Genomic DNA, 19,483 nt, shown 5'->3' on the forward strand with positions numbered 1-19,483 from the left:
TTTCAAAAGAGCGATCGCCTGCAATAATTATTTATTCATACATTTTATCTTATATAAAGATACTGGTAATTAGTTAGACAGCACATCGGTTTGGGAATACTGGAAATTAGGGTAATGGATTGAGAAAGGTTTGCTAAAGTTAGTTTTTCCAAATGATATTATCTTTTCAGAACATCTAAGAAACTTAATTAATAGAGGAATACTTGCTGAACCTATTTTTGAAAACCTAAAAACGAAGATAGAGATAAAGAAAAAATTGACAGCCAGGGAAATAAAAAATATTGAAGACTTTGACAAACTACCAAAAGATATTGCTGAGGAGATTGCTAAATCTTATGAGCGTAACAAGATAATTGTTGATCATTATATCAATAATCGGGAAAAGTACAAACCTATTCTGATTTTTGCCATCGATGTTATACATGCAATTGCGCTGAACAAGCTGTTTAGGGATAAAGAAATTAATTCTGATTATATTGTATCTTCAGTTAAAGATTTAACTACAGGTGCTACAGTTTCTGCCAAAGAAAACTCAGAAAAAATAAAAAAATTCAGAAATGGTGAGCTTGAGGTATTAATCAATGTAGAAATGTTGACTGAGGGAACAGATTTACCTAATGTACAAACTGTTTTTCTCACAAGACCTACAGCGTCTACAATATTAATGACACAAATGATAGGGCGGGCTTTGCGTGGGCAAAAAGCAGGCGGTACAGAAAAAGCTTATGTGGTTAGCTTTATTGATGACTGGGAAGACAAAATTAACTGGGTTAATCCAGAAAAGCTTCATTTTGAAGATGATGCAGAATTTATTGAGAAAGATATTCCATCAGGTAATAGAACTGCTCGGCTAATCTCTATTGAGATGATCGAAGAATTCGCCCGCATCATGGATGAATCAATTGACACTACTGGATTAGAAAAATTAGTGTTTTTGAAAAGAATTCCTCTTGGAATTTATCGTTTTTCCATTCTTGAACCGTCTGAAGGATATGAGCCTAAACCTACCAATTATGATGTGTTGTTATATGACGACACAGAAGAGGCATACGATAACTTTGTACAGGATTTGAAAGTTTTATTTCAAAGTATTGATTTACAAGATAGGGAAATATTAACCCAATTAGAACTTGAATTTCTTTTGAAAATTGCAAAGGAAATTTATTTTCCTGACCATCAAACTTTACTGGGCTATAGAGATGAAGATGTAAAAAATATTTTGCGTTTCTATGCTCACAAAGAACAAAAACCAGAATTTCTAGCCTTTAGCGAGAGAAGAAAGTGTGATTTATCTATTGTAGCAAGACATATCTACGACAATTCATTAGGCGGTAGAGCAGAGGCTGACTATATCAAATCACTTTGGAATGATGAAAAGTCTTTTTGGCAAGTGCTATTCAGTTACAAAAAGCTATATTTCATGAAGCAGTTAGCTATTGAAATTATGAAGATTGCAGATCCAGACATATATGGTGATCATGTAGTCGGATCAATACCAACTGTAATTCCTGATACTGTACCAATAGAGAAGTTAACTCTATATGAAATAAAAGAGCGAGATATTCTTGAATACAGAAAAATTAAAAATGCTGTATTCGCCAAGTACACAGATGCAAAAGGGTTTATATCTTGTGCAATTAGTGGAGTTAAAAGCCAGATGCGGAGAGATTTTCAAATTGATCACATTAAACCTATGTCTGAGGGTGGTTTAACTACCATCGATAATCTGCAACTGCTGACACGTAAAGCCCATGTAGAGAAAACCCGTAGAGAGAACACAAGACGATAGTCTTTCAGGGATATCTCTGTATTCGTAGGTAATTTGAATTTTTCTGGTTTGGCAGGTTTAAAATATATGGTGTCACTTAAAAGAGATTTATGACCCTAACCCTGAACTTGCCACCAGAATTAGAACAATACAGCAGATTGCGCTCTAACCGAATACACGTAGAGACGTAGCATTGCTACGTCTCTACAAGGTTTTGGGTTTTATATATGTACTTCATTTACCTGAAATATTCTGTATCTTGCACAACAAGCTAAACAGCAAGGGCTTTCTGTTGAAACATATACTGTGCAGATTTTGCAAGAATATATTCTGCCAAAAGAGAAACAGTCTAAATTGGACAACTCAAAAATCTATTGATTGTCCACATCTGTAAATATAGATTTTAAATCCCGATAACCGCTAATTACCCGCACAATCACAACACTATCTTCAAAAACTCGATAAAAAATAATGTAGCCATCTAAGGGTATTCCTCTAAGGCTTGGCTCAAAATTGACGTAGCTTCGTCCTATATTCGGGAATTGAGCTATGTTTTGGCACTTCTTATTAAATCCTTGAATAAATCTTTCCCCTGCGTTGATATTGCTAACTAGAAAATAATCTAAAATTTCATCTAAATCTTGACTTGCTTCTTTGGCAATAAAATATTCCATTATCCTTGAGTCTCACGCGCTTTGCGTAATTTATCTGACAGTTGCGCCATCACCACTTCAGCATCTATTACGTCTCCACGTTCAATAGAAGCAAGCCCAACAGCTATTTTTTTCTGGGTTTCTTCTTCCCATTCCTGATAACCATTCTCCCATTCTTCCAGCAGTTTCAATGCTTTAGCAATCACATCTTCAGCATTTTCATATCTACCTGTAGCAATTCGGGTTTGTATAAATTGCTCATATTCCGCTTGAAGTTGGATGTTCATAATTTTTATCCCTAGTTTGTTAAAAGCCTTAATTCACGCTTTAGATTAGGATCGTTTATCTGATCGTAAATTATTCCCTGTTGAGTTAAAAGCTATAACTTGGTGACTCAAGTTATTCTGTTGGATGCAACTGTTGATAAGACTATGGAGGGTGACATAATTTTAGTAGCCCAAGCTGTAACTATTATCGGTGCAGATGTTGCGTAGCTTGCCGCCGCAGGCATCGCAACAACTAATGTTGGTCATTTATCTAGGTTTGTTGCAGCCGATTTGTGGCAAAACATTAAAGTAAGTTGAGTGAAACCCAACATTATATTAGGTATATTAGGTTAACGTTGGGTTTCACAGAATTCAACTACCTTGATTAGGTGGTATTTGCTCAGGTGGCGTTTCCGCTGGGGGAGCGAGTATCGCATCCGGCGCAATTTCTTCTACAGGAATCGGTTGCTTATCCTCAATTTCAAAATCTGGTTGCGCTGCTTCCACCAATTCAGGAGATGGGGGATGTGGGGGAATCGCTTCCGGTATACTCTCAGTTTTTGCTTCGGTGTCAGTAGTAACTGTCTCCTCTGCTGGTGGTTCTGGTATGACAATAGTTTTGTCAATAATCTCAATAGCAGGTTTCTCTGACAGTACAGAAGTAATGTCATCAGGTTTGGGGGTTGTGGGTGTCTTTTTACTCACAGTCTGCTGCACCTTGTCTTTCGCGCCACTGAAGGTGCTACCAAGACCTTTTTGCAACTGGCCCAGCCGTTCCTGAAGGGACAACTTATTCACCTGTTCTTGAATGCCAGTTTTTACCGTCTCAGCACTGGGTACTTGGGTTTGTTGTGCCTGCGGGGTCAATTGCCGACGTAATGATAGAGTTTGCCAGCCAAACCAGACCAAAAGAGCCACACTAGCCACATGACCCAGCAACAAGCCTCCAGTAATGCGTGGCGCAAACACCCATAAGACTAAAGCATAGAACAATCCTACGCCACTCCAGATAAAGTCATTCTTGCGGTGGATTTCTGGGAAAAAGAAAGCTGCTATGTAAATGGCTAAACTACCAAGACCCACTACCAAAGCTAGGACAAATGCCAGCATTATTTGGTTACTCCTTACTGCGTCCTTTGATTATTTCAATTTTGCAAATTTTGCCAGTCAATTGTTGATTTAGATACAATTTAAAATTAATTATCCATGTTACTTGTGGATTTTTGTCATTTATATCAAGTCTTAAGGTCTTCTTTAGGGGAGAACGGAAAATATCGGACTACCCTTATAGGTAAAGGATCTGCAAGAGTTAGCCAGAAATTTTTTATGACACTACAAAGCTTTGGTGTGATTGGATTAGCCGTTATGGGTGAGAACATCGCTCTCAACGTGGAGCGCAATGGCTTCCCAATTGCAGTTTACAACCGCTCCCGCGAAAAAACGGATGCGTTTATGGCGCAGCGTGCTACAGGACGGAATGTCAAAGCCGCATTTACCTTGGAAGAATTCGTTGCCTTATTGGAACGTCCCCGCAAAATTCTAGTAATGGTGCAAGCTGGTAAGCCAGTGGATGCGGTGATTGCTCAACTCAAACCCTTGTTAGAGGAAGGCGATATCATTATCGACGGTGGCAACTCTTGGTTTGAAGATACGGAACGACGCACTCAGGAATTAGAACCCGCAGGGCTTCGGTATCTTGGTATGGGTGTCAGTGGCGGTGAAGAAGGAGCGCTAAATGGGCCTTCACTGATGCCTGGAGGTACAAGAAGCTCTTACGAGTTCCTATCACCAATTTTCAACAAAATTGCTGCCCAAGTCGATGATGGCCCTTGTGTAACCTATATTGGCCCTGGTGGTTCTGGCCACTATGTGAAAATGGTACACAACGGCATTGAGTACGGCGATATGCAGCTAATTGCTGAAGCCTACGACTTGCTGAAAAATGTCGTTGGATTAAACCCCAGTCAGCTACATGATGTGTTTGCTGAATGGAACACCACCGATGAACTCGATTCATTTTTGATCGAGATTACGAAGAATATCTTCCCATATATTGACCCAGAAACAAATAAACCCCTGGTGGATTTGATTGTTGACGCAGCCGGTCAAAAGGGAACTGGACGTTGGACTGTACAAACTGCATTGGAATTGGGAGTTGCTATTCCTACAATTACAGCAGCAGTTAATGCCCGGATTATATCTTCGATTAAAGAAGAGCGAGTTGCAGCATCGAAAGTCCTCACAGGCCCCAGTGTCAAGTATGACGGGCAAACTAAGGACTTTATCAATAAAGTACGCGATGCTCTCTATTGCTCAAAAATCTGTTCTTATGCTCAAGGGATGGCGTTGCTATCCACAGCTTCCAAAACATATAACTGGAATTTGGATCTGGGCGAAATGGCGCGGATTTGGAAAGGTGGTTGTATTATTCGCGCTCGCTTTTTGAATAAAATTAAGAAGGCTTTTAGCGAAAATCCAGCATTACCTAACTTGCTGTTAGCTCCCGAATTTAAGCAGACAATTCTTGACAGACAGACAGCTTGGCGGGAAGTGATTGCAACCGCTGCAACAGTGGGAATTCCAGTACCCGCATTTAGCGCATCCTTGGATTATTTTGACAGCTATCGCCGCGATCGCTTGCCTCAAAACTTGACTCAAGCACAACGCGACTACTTCGGCGCACATACTTACCTGCGTCTCGATAAGCCCGGAAGTTTCCATACTGAATGGGTTCCCATTGCTGAAGCCGAGAAGTAAACTTTCGCACGTCTAAATTCTCAATTGATTGGAAAAATTTAGACTGTTTCAGAATAAATATTACAGGTGACTCTGAATTTCAGGGTCACTTTTTTTGTATTGAGGTTTTCTAGACGCGATAAATCGCCATCTCTACAAGTGTTTTGTTGCTCTATCTGAACTGTATTGAGATAAAAAATAATATCCGTTGCTACTAAGTATGGTAGCAACGGATATTAACGTTAAATCTGCTTGCTCTGGGAATAGGATCTACTTATCTTTTGGTTTCTCAAAGCGAGGGGGTTCGCGAAATGCGATCGCAAAGAAGAGAGTACCTATACACAGAGTAAAAATCAAGATGTACGCAACGCTTTCCATATTACGATTTCCTCTTTATCCAGCCAGTAATTTAAAGTTCTGAGTGCTGAGTGCTGAGTGCTGAGTCAGAGGCTTAACTCGGAACTCAGCACTTCTTTACTCAGCACTGAAATTAAAGGGCTTCCTTCCGGCGGGTTGATTTATCACCCACTTTCTGGAACAGACCCCACTCAACTTGCTCTTCAAGATCCGCATCAACACCGGCAAATACGTCTCGGTAGATTGTCCGAGAACCATGCCAGAGATGACCAAAGAAGAACAGCAGAGCAAATACGGCGTGTCCAAAGGTAAACCAACCTCTAGGACTGGTGCGGAATACACCATCAGAGTTCAAGGTTTCTCGGTCAAATTCAAAGATTTCACCGCCTTGAGCCTTACGGGCATACTTCTTCACATCAGCTGGCTCTGTAAAGGTTTGACCATTCAGATTGCCGCCGTAGAAACTAACGGTGACACCAGATTGCTCGAAGCTATACTTAGATTCTGCCCGACGGAAGGGAATGTCGGCGCGGACAATTCCATCTGCATCAGTCAAAATTACTGGGAAGGTTTCAAAGAAGTTGGGGAGACGACGCACGGTCAATTCCCGTCCTTCAGAATCTTTGAATACGGCGTGACCTTGCCAAGATTGGGCAATGCCATCACCCTTCACCATCGGCCCTGTACGGAATAGACCGCCTTTCGCGGGGCTATTACCGACGTAATCGTAGAAAGCCAGTTTTTCGGGAATCTGCGACCAAGCTTGGTCAAGGGTTGCACCTTGAGCAACGCTAGTTTGGACGCGGCGCTGAATTTCTTGACGGAAGTAGCTTTGATCCCATTGATAACGGGTAGGGCCAAACAATTCGATGGGTGTGGCAGCGTTACCGTACCACATAGTACCAGCAACCACGAAAGCAGCGAAGAAGACTGCTGCAATACTGCTAGAAAGTACTGTTTCAATGTTCCCCATCCGCAGGGCTTTGTAGAGCCGTTCGGGGGGTCTAACTGTGAGGTGGAATAAGCCTGCAATAATACCAACAACACCAGCGGCAATGTGGTGAGCCGCAATACCACCAGGGTTATAGGGGTTAAAACCATCTGGCCCCCATTCTGGTGCTACTGCCTGTGCTGCGCCAGTTATACCATAGGCGTCAGAAACCCATATCCCCGGCCCAAATAGTCCGGTGACGTGAAAAGCACCAAATCCAAAACAAAGTAGACCAGATAAGAACAGGTGAATGCCAAACATCTTTGGCAAGTCTAAGGCGGGTTCACCAGTGCGGGGATCTCTAAAGAGTTCCAAATCCCAGTAAACCCAGTGCCATACGGCGGCTAGGAACAGCAGACCGGAAAGAACAATGTGAGCCGCAGCAACGCCTTCAAATGACCAGAAGCCAGGATCAGTTGATGGACCACCAGTAACGTTCCAACCACCCCAAGATTGGGTAACGCCCAAACGTGACATGAAGGGCAAAACGAACATCCCTTGACGCCACATCGGGTTGAGAATCGGATCGCTAGGGTCAAAAACAGCTAGTTCGTAGAGTGCCATCGAACCAGCCCAGCCTGCTACTAAGGCTGTGTGCATTAGGTGTACAGAAATCAGTCGCCCTGGATCATTCAGAACGACTGTATGTACTCGGTACCAGGGTAGTCCCATCGACTACGCTCCTCCTCGATGAGTTAGTTTACAAAGCAATTTTCTTACTGAGGTTATGAGAGACGAAAAACGCCACTCATAAAACTCTCTCTTGTTTTTTGTTATTGCCAGAGCCAGAGTACTACCACAGCTTAGTCTTAAAAAGTCATACACCGTGGGTGCTTTGGCAATGCTTACTCGCTTCGGGAGGTTTACCTATAATAGGGTAGCCATCGCCAAGCAAAAATGAGAATGTTTTAAAAAGTGTAACTATTGATGGAATTGTTTGCAAGCGTGTAAATTGATGCGATCGCGTAGCATCTCAAAGTTTTTTCGCTACCAATACCCGTTGGGGATGAAATTTGCTTATCTTTTCTTGATGTGGGGAGTGGGGAGAAGGGCAGGCAGGGGAGCAGGGAGCAGGGAGCAGGGAAAGAATAATTAATAACCAATGCTCCATGCCCCATACCCCATATTTACTGAACTACCAACTGGATATTTTGCAGATGACACTTCGCCTCAGCTGTACCCAGGCGTTCGATTACCTGTTCGGCGCTCATCAGACGCTTGAGTACTACTTGACCGATGGTCTGACTACCAAGTACTGGTGTTGTTGGCTTCACTTCCACGGTTAAAACGGCTTCTTCAACTCGATAAAGCCAGAGCAATTCATTTTCTTCGACTATACAAATATTCATTCGCTGAATATCTGGTTGGCGTCGCCATGCAGTTATTTGCCAGAGTCCATCAGATGCCCAGACTCTTGCAACTGCCCATCCCTCAGATAGAAAGAAATACTTCACGGTCTTAGTCTCACTATTTCGACTTTCAATCTGCTGTTAACAATATCGCGATCGCTTTAGTCGCTGATGTTCAAACACTCTTATTTTTGACAATACAGCCAATCTGGACAATAAAACGCTCTATCGATTTCTGTGCCCAAGCAGCAACAGGTAAAATCTCAACGTAAACTACTTGGGCTAAGGTCAAACCTTAACAAGACCTATTTTCCTAGTAACTATGAATTTACGACAAATTTAGCCAATGTTGAAAATTTTAATTAAATAAAAACTTTTTAATAATTCACAAATCTTAAATTTCAAATTCTGTATCTGAATCAATGCAAAATAGTGTATATGCGTAGCGCGTCGTAGGCATTACACAGTAGCAATAAACTTAAATTATGAAGTTGAGTATCTGCCACAACTTTTTGATTTAGATGGCTACGGAGTGTTCCATCGAAACAAGAACCACCATAAATTGTGAAGATTCAGCATAAGAGTCACAAATGTAGTAGAATTGCTGACCGCTGAGATCAAATATATTATTGCTATGACCTGGTTTTCCTTGTTCGTGAAACAGTGGGGTCGGATTACACAATTCCTATCTTTGTTCTGTTTATGTTTATTTTTGGTTGTTAGTTGCGCTCCTCGTTCGCAGCAAACTACGCCGCCATCCGGTTCTGTAAATACCCCTACAGGTGATGGTCGGATTACTATCGGTACAACAGCCAAGCCCAGAACCCTTGATCCGGCTGATGCTTATGAGTTAGCATCTTTAGGCTTGGTGTTTAATATGAGCGATCGCCTCTACAACTACGAATCAGGAAGCACCGAAATTAAGCCTCAGCTAGCTACAGCATTACCCAAAGTCAGTCAAGATGGCTTAACTTATACCATCGCCTTACGTCAGGGAGTCGTTTTTCACGATGGAACTCCCTTCAACGCTCAAGCAATGGCCTTTACCATCAACCGCTTTATTCAAAATAAAGGAAAACCCTCATTCTTACTAGCTGATATAGTAGATTCGATCAAACCAACAAGCGAGTATGAGTTGACAATTAAGCTGAAAAAGCCCTTTGCGGCATTTCCCTCATTGCTGGCTTTTCCTGGGGTGTGTGCAGTTTCACCCAAAGCTTACGAACTCGGTGCTGGTAAATTCAAGCCGAATATTTTTGTGGGAACTGGCCCTTACAAATTAGGACAGTATGGTACTGATTCCATCCGATTTGATGTGTTTGATAAATATTGGGGAGAAAAACCAGCTAACAAAGGTGTTAATCTCCAAATTCAAACTAGTCCGGTTAATTTGTTTAATGCTTTCCGTACAGGCGCAGTGGATGTAGCTTATCTGTCGCTACAGCCAGATCAAAATCGCAGTTTGGAAGAAGGTGGAAAAAAAGGGGATTGGCAAGCGATCGCAGCTGAAGGTAGTGTAGTAAGTTATCTGGTATTAAACCGGAATCAAAAGCCTTTAGATAAATTAGAGGTAAGACAAGCCATCGCATCCATCATTGACCGTCCACTTTTAAATGAGCGAGTCTTACTTGGTCAAGCAGATCCGCTTTATAGCATGATTCCCACAACGTTTAAGGTTTCTGTGCCATTATTCAAAGATAAATATGGCGATGCTAACTTCGATCAAGCTAAAAAATTATTAACTACCGCCGGTTTCTCCAAAGAAAATCCCGCAAAAGTGCAAGTTTGGTATCCTTCTAGTTCACCAACTCGTAGTTTGGCAGCACAGACACTCAAATCCCTTGTGGATGTCAAAATGGATGGAATACTGCAATTTGAAGTCACCCCCGCCGAAGGGCCAGCCTTCTTTAAAGATATTGCTAAGGGTTTGTATCCAGCAGCTTTACTAGATTGGTATCCAGACTTTTTAGATCCAGATAATTACGTTCAGCCATTTTTGGCTTGCGACAAAGGTTCAGTTGCTAAAGGATGCGAAGATGGCGGCAGTCAAACTCAGGGTTCGTTCTACTATAACGAAGCCATAAATAAATTGATTGATGGGCAACGCAAAGAACAAAACCCCGAAGCGCGTCAGAAAATCTTTAACGAAATTCAAACGCAAGTAACTACTGATGTACCTTACGTTCCCTTATGGCAAAACAAAGACTATGTATTTGCCCAAAAGGGTGTTAATGGTGTAAAGCTTAACCCTACCCAAATTTTGCTTTACCAGACACTTAAAAAGTAGTTAAAAAGTTAAAGGGACAAGAAATTCTCTTTAACTTCTTACCTCTGTGTTCTCTGCGCCTCTGTGGTTGATTTAATTACTTTTTAACCGCAGAGACGCAGAGAGCGCAGAGAAAATAAAAAATTGCATTTTGAATTTTGAATTGCTTATGTCTCGTTCTAAAGCTTTACAATATTACATTGTTTCTCGGTTACTTCTTGCGCCACTTCAGCTATTAACGATCATCACTATTGTATTTCTCTTATTAAGAGCAACACCAGGAGATCCAGCAGATGCAATTCTAGGCGGACGTGCGCCAGAAGCAGCTAAGGAAGAATTGCGAAAACAACTTGGTTTAAACCTTCCTCTATGGCTACAGTACCTAAACTATTTAGGAAGCATACTACGCTTTGACTTGGGAACTTCTTTAATGAGTCGAGGACAAAATGTTTGGGACATAATTGGGCAATATTTCCCGGCGACGGTGGAGTTAGCAGTATGTAGTATGGCGGTTGCACTCATCGTCGGAATTGCGGTTGGGACTCTTTCGGCTTCTCGTCCTGGCACATATTTTGATGTCGGTGGGCGCTTATTTGGTATCATTACCTACGCACTCCCCATGTTTTGGGCGGGAATGCTTTTGCAGTTGATTTTCTCAGTCCAACTGGGTTGGTTTCCCAATTCCAACCGCTTTCCGCCCAATTTACCGGCTCCGACTACTGTCACTGGGTTGTATACAATTGATAGCTTACTCAGTGGAAACTTCACCCAGTTTTTCACATCCTTACACCATCTGGCTCTACCGAGTCTCACACTAGGAATTTTGCTCAGTGGGATTTTTGAGCGAATTGTGCGAGTGAATTTAAAGCAAACCTTACAAGCCGATTATGTAGAAGCCGCTAGAGCTAGAGGTATTGGTGAAAATAAGATTTTAGCCTCCCACGCGTTAAAGAATGCTTTAATTCCAGTGATTACAGTCTTGGGATTAACTTTTGCGTCTCTGTTAGGTGGGGCGATTTTGACAGAGGTAACATTTTCTTGGCCTGGGTTAGCAAATCGACTGTATCAAGCGATCGCCGATCGCGATTATCCCACAGTCCAGGGAGTGCTAGTCTTTTTTGGTGCGATCGTTGTCAGTGCCAGCATTTTAATTGATATTTTAAATGCTTATGTAGATCCGCGAATTCGATATTAAGCTATTGAACATTTTGCTAAATTTCTTGAGAAATACCATTAGCTAAAATCCCCAGAATTTTATTTACATCTTTGAGATAATATTCGCTTAAATCAATAGTCAATGTTTGTTCTTCTAGTTTCAAAAATTGCCAAATACTGCCCGTTGTAACTGCACCGTAAATTGTTTTAATCTCAGTTGCAGCTTGCTTATTAAATATTTGGGCTGCTACCATTTCCGCCGCACACTGACCCAAACCCCCATTAATATTTTCTTTTTTAGCTTCTACAACTGTAATTACTGGCGCTGTCAAAATGAGAATTTCTGGAGATTTAGTAATAATAAAATCGCAAGTACCGTTTAATCCTTTGCTATTATCGACAGTAAAATCTACTCCAGAAAATAAACTAACTTGTTCGTGTAATTGTCGGCGTAAATCAACTAAAATGGGAGCAATAATTAGCTCAGAACGAGCTTTTTCACTATTACTACCTAAAGCGATATCCAGGTTGTAACTGAGTGTTTCTACAAGCAAATTACTCGCTGTTAATTCAGAAACACCAGCGAAAATATTGCGTTTTTCTAAGGTACTTAAACTAAAGTCTTGTTTTGCTTTAGCTAAACTAAACTCGCTGTAAGCCATAAAACTATTACTCTCTTTCGCTTTTAAATAGAAGACTGAAATTACCGTCCAACATCTAAGTTAAAATAGAAACTATTTTCTACAATTCTGTTGCTGCCAATATATTTGATAATAGGTATGCTAACTCGGTGCTGTCCTGGTTCAAGCGTCCAAGTTTGTTGAAAATTACCAATATTATGACAAGCAGCATTAATCGGGAAGTTACTAGGAGTGAAAAGTCGATTTTTATAACTCTCAACTCCATTCGGAAACAGATAAACTTTTACTTCTACTCGATTGACTGGAGCTTTAGATGGTATGCAATAGGTTAGATTTGATAATCTTAGAGTATCTCCAGCTTTTAGAGGTATACGATCGCTATTTTTTACTTGCTGAGGTTCGTTGCTATTAAACTGCACCGTAAGATTATCAACGCATACTTTAGCCACAGTAACTTTATCACACGTTGTAGAAGTGGCGGTGATAGAGAGTGACTCTAGAGAAGATTTGTTCCCAAGCCCCATTATGGCAGGTACTCCGGCAGCTAATATGGCAGAGGTGGCAGCGATAAGAGCAAGTGCAAGCTGTTGTCTAAAAGTTGTCATTTCTCAAAAACTCCTCAACTTTTGTTCTGTAACACCATCATCACTTGAGATACAGACTCTATAGGTAGGCGCTAGTAGGGAGTTTGAGTGATTAAATTGTTGTAAGGGAAAGTAGGCAAATGTAGCTTTGTAGGGTAAAGTATTACACTACTGGCTGATTTTGACTTCGCTCTGCCAATTCGATTACGCCTAATGGACTCAAAACAAGCGTTAGCATTCATTAATGCGCTGTTTGCTAAAAAGACTAATCAAGTCTTAAATGAATTGGAAGAACAGCTTTTTTTAGGAATCTGGGAAGGTCAGATTTATTCAGATATTGCTACTCAGACTTTTCTCACTGAGCAATATTTGAGAGATGCAGGTGCAAATCTATGCAAAAAGATTACAAAAGATTTAGGGATAAAAGTTAATAAGAGAAATTTTAAAAATCAAATTAAATATCATTATCAACAGCATTCAGAAACAACTTTACCTTCCCAACAAGCAATTGTAGAACCAATTAATCTAGCACAAGGAGATGAATCACAGTCAGATAATCTATCGCAGCAAAATCATAATCCTTTCATTCCACTTACTGGCAAAGTAGATGAAAAGTATTTATTCTTTGACCGAGAGCGCAAAATCCGGCGAGTATTTGAGGTGTTGAATAGCGGTAGTAGTGTTGTTTTAATTGGGGAAGAGGGAATCGGAAAATCCTCGCTGCTATGGATGATTTGCCAAGAAGCAGAAACTCGTCTAAACGTTAAACGTCAGCCAGTTTTCTTAGACTTGAATTTACTTCATAATGAAAATCAATTTTATAGTGAATTGTGCCACGAGATTGATATACCCGAAAGTAAAGACTATCAGTTAACCCGCAATTTGCGAAATCATAAAATACTACTGGCTATAGACAATGTAGGAAAGCTTACAGGCGAAGGTTTTACTCGCAATATAAGGGATTATTTGCGCGGTTTAGCCGATGGAAGTAATGATCCGTTGAAGCTGATTTTAGCTGCCACCGAACCTCTGAACAACTTATTTAACGATAGTCAGGAGCAAGGTAAGACTTCTCCGTTAGCAGGTATTTGCCAAGAGGAACACATTCATCCTTGGGATGAAGTTACTATGCGTGCTTTTATTACCAACCGTTTGGCTAGAACTTCTGTGAGTTTTACTGAAGAAGAAATCATCCAACTCATCCAACAAAGTGGCGGACATCCTCGCAAACTGATGCAATTGTGTTATCGAACTTATTCGCGGTATGTGGAGAGTTTGCAATGAATGACACTGCTTTGACCTCTCCCCCAACTCCTCCTCTACAAGGGGCTACGATGTACACACAAGTTCTCGAATTACCCCACCCTAACCCTCCCCTTGTAAAGGGGAGGGAACTAGATTTTCTTGTTTCCCCCCTTTACAAGGGGGGATTAAGGGGGGTAAAACCCGGATCTCAAAGTAACTCCGATTTGTGTGTACACGGCGGTCTACAAGGGGAGGGGAGCAAGATTACTCCTATTCGCCCTTCCCTTATATGGAAGGAGGCTGGGGGGTTAGGTTCTTCATTAGTAATAATGGAGGTTAAATAATGGCCGCTGTACCCCGCCTAGACTTAGCACCCAAGTTAAAGCGTCCCCTCTCGTTGTGGAACCCCTTGGATTATCTGCGCCTTTTATACTGGGTGTTTTTCTTTCCCCAGGCTTTGCGGTGGTATGTGGATACATTCGATGGTGGATATATTCCTCAAGGAGAAATGAATTGGCAAAATCCTATCGAACGGAAATTACTTGTTCAAGGATTATTTTTAACAGTAGTTACACTTCTAGCTATAGGTCTAATTTTTCAAACTTTAAATGTTCCCGTTGACTGGTACCGCGTGGCGGTAGGTGTGCCGTTCGGCGTGGTGTTCGGCATGGCGGTAGGCGAGGCGTTCGGCGTGGCGCGAGGCGTGGGATTGGGCGTGGCGGGAGGCGTGGGATTGGGCGTGGCGGGAGGCGTGGCGGGAGGCGTGGAATTCGGCGTGGCGGTAGGTGTGCCGTTCGGCGTGGTGTTCGGCGTGGCGTTCGGCGTGGCGTTCGGCGTGGCGTTCGGCGTGGCGTTCGGCGTGGCGGGAGGCGTGGGATTGGGCGTGGCGGGAGGCGTGGCGGGAGGCGTAGCGTTCGGCGTGGTGGCGTTCGGCGTGGCGGTAGGCGTGGCGGTAGGCGTGGCGGGAGGCGTGGGATTGGGCGTGGCGGTAGGCGTGGCGGGAGGCGTGGGATTGGGCGTGGCGGTAGGCGTAGCGGTATTGCGTCCAGAAGTCTGGCTTATTGCGTCACCTTTAAACTTGCGAACAATTCAAAACAGTAGTTGGTTACTCCCCCGCATCACTCTGCTTCCGCTACCTAATCTTGTTTGGCGCTTGCAAAATTGGTTGCAAGATGATTGGGAAACAGGTTTACATAATACTAACGAACTGCTGGCATATACCCTACAATTCATTCCTGTTGTCCAAGCAGTCAATAGAGTAATTGCCAAAATCCCCCCAGACCAAATTATTTGGACTGTCTCTCGACTGGCGGCAAATCCTTTTGATTGGAATATAGTACATTTTGCTTCAGCTTCTCTAGATGAAACCCTAAAATCAACGTTTATCAAAGATTTCTTCTCCTTCTTGTTTTTCTTGCCTCGTTCTTGGGGAGAAGTTTTACAGGCTCGTTTTAATACAGACACTCGCTTAAATACTCCTGCTAGTGCTGCTGCTGCTGGTTTCTGGCATCTGCATGAAAAAAAAACAGCCAGAGCAATAGAGGCTTTTGCAGTAGTGCGTTCTCTACTTTACGGTGAGGAAATGTATACCCTTGCCCAAACTCTAACAGCGTTTCAGAAAGCTCAAAAACCAGCCTCTATTGCTGCTATCCAAGTTCCTCCTTTTCCCCAGGAACCGCTTTTACGTCCAATCACCTGGAAAATACTTACTAGTCTGCGTCGAGTTGTTGAGGATGTCCAGTTTGTTAATCGCAGTGTCTCACGTTCAGCCAGGTCTTTAGCTCTCAATCGAGCATTAGGCGAACTGACAAAAATCCTAAATCAAGCTGACACCTTGCCGCAAGCAGAGCAAGGGTTAATCATAGATATCGCTAAAACTTGGAAAGAAAGCCTTTTAAAAATTACTGGTGAAGTGGGAGAAATTTCCATCACTAAGCCTGTGGTTAATCCTTATGTTGTAGGCGACCCCGTTCAAGGTCATCTCTTCGTTGGGCGAGAAGATATCATCAGACAGTTAGAAGAACTCTGGGTGATGGGTAATCAAATCCAGTCTGTAGTTCTCTACGGTCACAGGCGGATGGGTAAAACTTCTATTCTGCTTAACGCTGCTAACTGTCTAGGCTCACAAATCCAGCTAGTCTATGTCAACTTGCTACGTTTGGGAGATAGCCCCCAAGGTGTGGGTGAAGTGCTGATGGCAATTTGTGATGAAATTTCTCAAACGGTGAAACTTCCACCACCATCTGACGCTGATTTACTAAATCTCCCCTACCGGACTTTTGAACGCTATTTGAAACAGGTTGAAGCAAAGCTAGACGGTGGGTTAATCATTGCCTTAGACGAATTCGAGAAAATTGAAGATTTAATTGAAGCGAAAAAAATCCCTATCGACTTTATGGGTTTTCTGCGCGGTTTGGTGCAAATGAGTTCTAAAATCGCCTTTGCCTTTGCTGGTTTGCACACTTTAGAAGAAATGACAGCAGATTATTTTCAACCCTTTTTTGCCAGCGTCATTCCTATTCATGTAGGCTTTCAAGAACGTGCAGCTACTCGCCAAATTCTCGCTAACCCAGGTAATGAAGACTTCCTTCTCGACTACATCCCGGAAGCTTTAGATGAAATTTATGCTTTGACACATGGTCAACCATATTTAGTGCAACTACTGGGTTTTCAGCTAGTGCGCCGCTACAATGACTTTGTTTTTGAGCAAGGGCGATCGCGTGACCCAGTTTTCACAGTACAAGATGTGGAAGCAGTTATCAATGACCCTGAGTTTTTCATGCGGGGACGCTACTACTTTGATGGGGTTTGGGGTCAGGCGGCGCGGGGTGCTAAGGGTCAACAGGTAATTCTACAAGTGCTTGCACCTCACCTAGAAGGGCTAAGTCTGGATGCCTTAGCTCAGTCTACAGGTATGAACAACGCCAATTTACAAGAAGCGCTGAATACTCTGAAGCGTCATGATGTAGTTGAGGAAACTCAGGGAAGTTGGCGGATTATGGTAGAACTTTTTCGCCGTTGGGTTTTGCAGCAGTAGATTTTTGCAGTACCGGGCGAATAGAAGGCGAATGGAATTCGCGGCTACACAGGCGAAGTCCGCCTTCGCGGACTAATTTCAGCGATCGCATTTGCTATTATTGAGGGCTTATCTTCTTAAACTACGTGGGTCGAGTGCATCTCTCAGCCCATCACCGAGTAAGTTGAATGCCAACACTGTGAGGATAATCAGCACAGCCGGCGGCCAAATTAACCAAGGTTGCAGTACCAAAATTGAAGCATTGCTAGCCAGAGAAAGCATATTGCCCCAAGAAGGGTCTGGTTGTTGAATTCCCAAGCCGATGAGACTCAGTATTGCCTCTGAACCAATAAAGCTGGGAATTGCAAGAGTCGCAGAGATAACTACATAACTAGCCGTTTGCGGCAAAACGTGGCGGAGGATGATATAAAGTGGGTTCGCGCCCATTGCCCGCGCTGCTTGAACAAATTCTCGCTCTTTAAGTGATAGCACCTGTCCCCGAATGACCCGTGCTAAACCAGCCCAGCTAATCACCGAAGTAATCACCACAATCAGCAAAAAGCGCTGGGTACTACTTAAACCTGCGGGTAAGACTGCGCCCAATGTTACCAAAAGATAAATACTAGGGAAAGTCATTAGTACTTCTGCCAAACGCATAATGACACTATCGGTAACACCGCCGAAATAGCCAGAAATTCCCCCGATGAGCAAACCGAGGGGATAGGTAATGATAATGCCAAAAATCCCGATAAACATACTGATGCGACCGCCATGCAGCAGGCGGCTGAATTGGTCGCGGCCTTGGTCATCAGTGCCCAAAATATTCATTTTTGCGTCAGTTGTTGTACCAAATAAATGCCAATTTAAGGGAATACCACCAAAGATTGTGACTTCATCCCACTTCGGGGGTAATGGCAAACTCATCTGCAACAATCGGTATTCTGGCCCGGAGACAAATAGATGTAGGGGTGAGGGCTTTGTCGAGTCTATAATGAGTTTACGATCGCCTGTATCTAAATTCGTATCTCCCTGAGTTGTCGGATAAACATAAGGCCCGACAAACTGCCCTGATTGAGAAACCCAGTGTATCTTCGTTGGTGGCAGCAGTGAACCATTAGGCTGTGAAGCATAGGGGTCATAAGGAGCTACGAAATCAGCGGCAATTACTCCTATATAGAAAATTAACAGCAAAATTGCCCCAAATCGTGCCAAAGGATTTTTCTTCAGTCTTCGCCACCAATCCATAGTAGTTAGGAGTTATAAGTTAGGAGTTATGAGTTATTAAGCTTTTATCTTAATTCATAATTCATCATTAATAATTCTTAACTCTGCAAATTTTGGATTTTGAATTTTAAATTTTGGATTGAAGGAAAAATCTAAAATCTAAAATCCAAAATTGAATAACTCTTAACTACTAACAGCCAACTTCTCTAAATAGCGCTGCTGTTCTTCCTGTTGCTTTTCATGTTCTACCACAAACACGTTTGAGTAAAGATTAGCGAGAATTTGTTTTCCCTGCTGTGTCAGCGATAGGTAATGCAGTCCTTCTTGAATATAGGGATAGACGCCATTCCAGTAAAACTTAGCGTAGTTATTACGTAAATCGGCAGGGGTTTGATAGCCCAAAACTTTATTTACACCAGTTTCTTCAAATTCGTAAAATAAAGAAGTAATTTTCTTTAGGTAACGTGGGTCACTTAGTTGACCAATCAAGTCAGCAGCCCGGACTAATCCTGCAAAGCACTTTGTATCTTGATGATCTTCTGCCGCAGGGACGGGAAATCGAGTCAATTCAATATTGCTCTTAATTGCCTCAGCATCGATTAACTTGTGACCTCCAAAACGCTCATCAATAAAGAGCTTGGCTCGATCAACATGATACGGTGTCAGACTGGCATCAGAAGCGCCAGGAGCTACAGAAATCATTCTGCCATTTTTACCTGTAGCATATAAGCCTGCTGTTTCTCGGTCTTGTCGGCAAACTCCCTTAACGTAGCCAATATCATGACTCACTAGGGAAATAATACAATGCAACCAGTCTTCACTAGAAACACCGCCTTCTCTGATGTGTTTGCCACGTAAGATTTCTTGTCCTACGAGGGTGACTAAGACAGTGTGTTCAACATTGTGGTATAGGGCATCGCTATTGGCAATATTTTCCAAAGCCATGTTACCAGCCCAGGCGATAATGTCCTGATAATCATTTTTGAAGCAGCCATAAGTGCGACGGTAGCCTTCTCGAATTTCATTTACAAAGGCATCAATTAAAATTTCAGTTGCATTGAACATATCTGGTTACTCTGGTAAATACCAATTATTTATTGATTTGATTGATTTCAAAATTCCCTAATCTGGGCCACCCTTCCTAAAATTTAGGGGAATGGAGTTTGCTCCTTTGTAACTCACGTGTAGCTGTAGACGCTAGCTTAATCTATGCCTGGATTACATGGTATTGC

16 protein-coding genes are annotated in these 19,483 nt (G+C 42.3%); 6 read left to right on the forward strand and 10 right to left on the reverse strand.

Going from position 1 to position 19,483, the window contains the following annotated elements:
• Window positions 1–130 precede the first annotated feature (130 nt).
• The gene (locus V7L07_RS33055) at window positions 131–1,789 is read left to right on the forward strand and encodes a helicase-related protein (protein WP_335063825.1); all 1,659 of its coding nucleotides are present in this window, start codon (window positions 131–133) and stop codon (window positions 1,787–1,789) included.
• Window positions 1,790–2,139: 350 nt separating this feature from the next.
• Here V7L07_RS33055 and V7L07_RS33060 read toward each other — a convergent pair whose 3' ends face one another.
• The 3 genes from V7L07_RS33060 to V7L07_RS33070 all read right to left on the reverse strand — a co-directional run bounded on the left by V7L07_RS33060 (window position 2,140) and on the right by V7L07_RS33070 (window position 3,797).
• On the reverse strand, window positions 2,140–2,442 hold the full coding sequence (locus V7L07_RS33060) for a type II toxin-antitoxin system RelE/ParE family toxin (RefSeq protein WP_335063827.1): 303 nt from the start codon (window positions 2,440–2,442) through the stop codon (window positions 2,140–2,142).
• Window positions 2,442–2,708 (reverse strand): type II toxin-antitoxin system ParD family antitoxin, encoded by a 267-nt coding sequence (locus V7L07_RS33065; protein ID WP_335063829.1) that lies wholly within the window; start codon window positions 2,706–2,708, stop codon window positions 2,442–2,444. Before V7L07_RS33065 ends, V7L07_RS33060 begins: the two co-directional genes overlap by 1 nt.
• 351 nt (window positions 2,709–3,059) lie before the next feature.
• Entirely contained in the window at window positions 3,060–3,797 is a 738-nt protein-coding gene (locus V7L07_RS33070; protein WP_335063831.1) for a Ycf66 family protein, read from the reverse strand.
• Between the two features lie 216 nt (window positions 3,798–4,013).
• Here V7L07_RS33070 and gndA point away from each other — a divergent pair, with 216 nt between their 5' ends.
• Window positions 4,014–5,444 (forward strand): NADP-dependent phosphogluconate dehydrogenase, encoded by a 1,431-nt coding sequence (gene gndA / locus V7L07_RS33075; protein WP_335063833.1) that lies wholly within the window; start codon window positions 4,014–4,016, stop codon window positions 5,442–5,444.
• 249 nt (window positions 5,445–5,693) lie between these two features.
• Here the strand turns inward: gndA and V7L07_RS33080 are convergent, their stop codons facing one another.
• The 3 genes from V7L07_RS33080 to V7L07_RS33090 form a co-directional block, all read right to left on the reverse strand.
• Window positions 5,694–5,801 carry a photosystem II reaction center protein T gene (locus V7L07_RS33080; protein WP_084227385.1) on the reverse strand — a complete coding sequence of 36 codons (108 nt, stop codon included), beginning with the start codon at window positions 5,799–5,801 and terminating at the stop codon, window positions 5,694–5,696.
• Window positions 5,802–5,913: 112 nt separating this feature from the next.
• Complete coding sequence (gene psbB / locus V7L07_RS33085) at window positions 5,914–7,443, reverse strand: photosystem II chlorophyll-binding protein CP47 (RefSeq protein WP_335063835.1); 1,530 nt, start codon at window positions 7,441–7,443, stop codon at window positions 5,914–5,916.
• Window positions 7,444–7,898: 455 nt separating this feature from the next.
• Window positions 7,899–8,225, reverse strand: a complete 327-nt coding sequence (locus V7L07_RS33090; RefSeq protein ID WP_335063836.1) for a hypothetical protein — start codon at window positions 8,223–8,225, stop codon at window positions 7,899–7,901.
• Window positions 8,226–8,754: 529 nt separating this feature from the next.
• Between V7L07_RS33090 and V7L07_RS33095 the strand changes: the two genes are divergently transcribed.
• Complete coding sequence (locus V7L07_RS33095; protein WP_335063838.1) at window positions 8,755–10,407, forward strand: ABC transporter substrate-binding protein; 1,653 nt, start codon at window positions 8,755–8,757, stop codon at window positions 10,405–10,407.
• A 148-nt stretch (window positions 10,408–10,555) separates the two neighbouring features.
• Window positions 10,556–11,581, forward strand: a complete 1,026-nt coding sequence (locus tag V7L07_RS33100) for an ABC transporter permease (RefSeq protein WP_335063839.1) — start codon at window positions 10,556–10,558, stop codon at window positions 11,579–11,581.
• A gap of 16 nt (window positions 11,582–11,597) precedes the next feature.
• Here V7L07_RS33100 and V7L07_RS33105 read toward each other — a convergent pair whose 3' ends face one another.
• Together V7L07_RS33105 and V7L07_RS33110 are read right to left on the reverse strand one after the other, a co-directional pair.
• Window positions 11,598–12,203 (reverse strand): hypothetical protein, encoded by a 606-nt coding sequence (locus V7L07_RS33105; protein WP_335063841.1) that lies wholly within the window; start codon window positions 12,201–12,203, stop codon window positions 11,598–11,600.
• A 41-nt stretch (window positions 12,204–12,244) separates the two neighbouring features.
• Window positions 12,245–12,787, reverse strand: coding sequence for a hypothetical protein (locus V7L07_RS33110; protein ID WP_335063843.1), 543 nt, complete (start codon window positions 12,785–12,787; stop codon window positions 12,245–12,247).
• Window positions 12,788–12,979: 192 nt separating this feature from the next.
• Here V7L07_RS33110 and V7L07_RS33115 point away from each other — a divergent pair, with 192 nt between their 5' ends.
• Together V7L07_RS33115 and V7L07_RS33120 are read left to right on the forward strand one after the other, a co-directional pair.
• On the forward strand, window positions 12,980–14,050 hold the full coding sequence (locus V7L07_RS33115) for an ATP-binding protein (RefSeq protein WP_335063845.1): 1,071 nt from the start codon (window positions 12,980–12,982) through the stop codon (window positions 14,048–14,050).
• Between the two features lie 304 nt (window positions 14,051–14,354).
• A complete protein-coding gene (locus V7L07_RS33120; protein WP_335063847.1) occupies window positions 14,355–17,048 on the forward strand; it encodes an AAA family ATPase in 2,694 nt (897 codons plus the stop codon).
• Between the two features lie 108 nt (window positions 17,049–17,156).
• Here the strand turns inward: V7L07_RS33120 and V7L07_RS33125 are convergent, their stop codons facing one another.
• Window positions 17,157–18,272, reverse strand: a complete 1,116-nt coding sequence (locus V7L07_RS33125) for an ABC transporter permease (protein WP_335063849.1) — start codon at window positions 18,270–18,272, stop codon at window positions 17,157–17,159.
• A gap of 162 nt (window positions 18,273–18,434) precedes the next feature.
• Window positions 18,435–19,316, reverse strand: a complete 882-nt coding sequence (locus V7L07_RS33130) for an Npun_R2479 family HD domain-containing metalloprotein (protein ID WP_292840517.1) — start codon at window positions 19,314–19,316, stop codon at window positions 18,435–18,437.
• Between the last annotated feature and the right edge of the window lie 167 nt (window positions 19,317–19,483).

Source organism: Nostoc sp. (assembly GCF_036916985.1).
Classification (GTDB): domain Bacteria; phylum Cyanobacteriota; class Cyanobacteriia; order Cyanobacteriales; family Nostocaceae; genus Nostoc.

Bases quoted from the DNA above. Each gene is read 5' to 3' on its own strand.
- V7L07_RS33060 (WP_335063827.1), bottom strand. From the start codon at position 2,442: ATGGAATATTTTATTGCCAAAGAAGCAAGTCAAGATTTAGATGAAATT.
- V7L07_RS33065 (WP_335063829.1), bottom strand. From the start codon at position 2,708: ATGAACATCCAACTTCAAGCGGAATATGAGCAATTTATACAAACCCGA.
- V7L07_RS33070 (WP_335063831.1), bottom strand. From the start codon at position 3,797: ATGCTGGCATTTGTCCTAGCTTTGGTAGTGGGTCTTGGTAGTTTAGCC.
- gndA (WP_335063833.1), top strand. From the start codon at position 4,014: ATGACACTACAAAGCTTTGGTGTGATTGGATTAGCCGTTATGGGTGAG.
- V7L07_RS33080 (WP_084227385.1), bottom strand. From the start codon at position 5,801: ATGGAAAGCGTTGCGTACATCTTGATTTTTACTCTGTGTATAGGTACT.
- psbB (WP_335063835.1), bottom strand. From the start codon at position 7,443: ATGGGACTACCCTGGTACCGAGTACATACAGTCGTTCTGAATGATCCA.
- V7L07_RS33095 (WP_335063838.1), top strand. From the start codon at position 8,755: ATGACCTGGTTTTCCTTGTTCGTGAAACAGTGGGGTCGGATTACACAA.
- V7L07_RS33100 (WP_335063839.1), top strand. From the start codon at position 10,556: ATGTCTCGTTCTAAAGCTTTACAATATTACATTGTTTCTCGGTTACTT.
- V7L07_RS33105 (WP_335063841.1), bottom strand. From the start codon at position 12,203: ATGGCTTACAGCGAGTTTAGTTTAGCTAAAGCAAAACAAGACTTTAGT.
- V7L07_RS33110 (WP_335063843.1), bottom strand. From the start codon at position 12,787: ATGACAACTTTTAGACAACAGCTTGCACTTGCTCTTATCGCTGCCACC.
- V7L07_RS33115 (WP_335063845.1), top strand. From the start codon at position 12,980: ATGGACTCAAAACAAGCGTTAGCATTCATTAATGCGCTGTTTGCTAAA.
- V7L07_RS33120 (WP_335063847.1), top strand. From the start codon at position 14,355: ATGGCCGCTGTACCCCGCCTAGACTTAGCACCCAAGTTAAAGCGTCCC.
- V7L07_RS33125 (WP_335063849.1), bottom strand. From the start codon at position 18,272: ATGGATTGGTGGCGAAGACTGAAGAAAAATCCTTTGGCACGATTTGGG.
- V7L07_RS33130 (WP_292840517.1), bottom strand. From the start codon at position 19,316: ATGTTCAATGCAACTGAAATTTTAATTGATGCCTTTGTAAATGAAATT.